We start from the raw sequence: 458 nt of genomic DNA, 5'->3' as shown, positions 1-458 counted from the left end.
ATCCACCGTGTACGCTTAGTCGCTTAACCTCACAACCCGAAGATGTTTCTTTCGATTCATCATCGACTTGCGAAAATTTGAGAGACTCGAACACATCATTTAAGATGTGTCGTTTCAATTTTCAGCTTGATCCAGATTTTTAAAGAGCAAATATCTCAAACGTCACCCGAAGATGAGTTTTGAGATACGGGGGTCGGCGACTTTCACTCACGAACCAGCAAGTGGCGTCCCCTAGGGGATTCGAACCCCTGTTACCGCCGTGAAAGGGCGGTGTCCTGGGCCTCTAGACGAAGGGGACACTGAAGTCTCAATCGCAAGACGCCTTGCTATTTACTTTTCATCAGACAATCTGTGTGAGCACTGCAAAGGCAGGTTCTTTAAGGTAAGGAGGTGATCCAACCGCAGGTTCCCCTACGGTTACCTTGTTACGACTTCACCCCAGTCATGAATCACAAAGT

Annotated in this window: 1 tRNA gene and 1 rRNA gene; both read right to left on the bottom strand. The window is 47.6% G+C overall.

Annotated features, from left to right (window positions below):
* Window positions 1-222: 222 nt before the first annotated feature.
* Window positions 223-298: transfer RNA gene (locus KIF87_RS23035), tRNA-Glu, on the bottom strand.
* 85 nt (window positions 299-383) lie between these two features.
* Window positions 384-458 (bottom strand): 16S ribosomal RNA (locus KIF87_RS23030); the annotation flags it as partial.

Source organism: Enterobacter sp. 120016 (genome assembly GCF_018383635.1).
Classification (GTDB): domain Bacteria; phylum Pseudomonadota; class Gammaproteobacteria; order Enterobacterales; family Enterobacteriaceae; genus Enterobacter; species Enterobacter asburiae_D.
The sequence above is the reverse complement of the archived record's forward strand: the minus strand, read 5'-3'. Positions and strand labels throughout refer to the sequence as shown.